Here is a 725-nt window from a genome sequence, read left to right as displayed (position 1 = left end):
CCCGATTGGAGAAAGTTGCCGGAAAAATCATCTTTCGTAATCGCCTTTGTATGCTTAAGAAAGCCGTCCGTCTTGTCGGAATTGGACAAATCGGCGGACGTAACAATCATGTTCTCAACGTGTTGGCTCAAATAGGCGAGCACTGTAGCCGAAGCGGTGCGGGTGGACTGATTGGGCTTCTGTTCGATAGCCGCCCAATTGATTTTCGGCGATTTTTCGGTGAACCAACCGTTTATTTTCGTTGCCAATTCGGGGTTGGCTTCCGCCCAATTTTTTTCTGCCTGACGCTTGGCGGCTACGATGAGCTGCAATTCGGCTTTCCGCTTGGCATATAATTCGGCTACATCGGGGAAAATTTGGAACGGGTCGTCGGGATTGCCCCCCAAACCTTTGACCGTCTGCGCAAAATCGGCTCCACTGTCTCCCAACGGCTGTCCGTGAGTGGAGCATTTGCCTTCAAACGAACTGCCATCAGTGGTTACAGCACCCTTGCCCATCAAGGTTTTGCCGATGATGAGTGTCGGGCGTTGCGTTTCTTTTTGAGCATCCGACAAGGCTTGACGGATTTGCGCGGCATCGTTGCCGTTGATGGTAACCACTTTCCAGCCCCACGCCTCGTATTTCTGTGCGGTGTTTTCGCTCGTCACGTCTGCCACGGAGGTGGAGAGTTGGATGTCGTTGGCATCGTAAAACATGATGAGGTTGTTCAGCCCCAGATGCCCCGC

General features: G+C 52.6%; 1 pseudogene. It reads right to left on the bottom strand.

The window, feature by feature from the left end:
- Window positions 1-725, bottom strand: a pseudogene (locus tag ASC50_RS02465) (transketolase); the annotation flags it as partial.

The organism is Candidatus Symbiothrix dinenymphae (assembly GCF_001431085.1).
The sequence above is the reverse complement of the archived record's forward strand: the minus strand, read 5'-3'. Positions and strand labels throughout refer to the sequence as shown.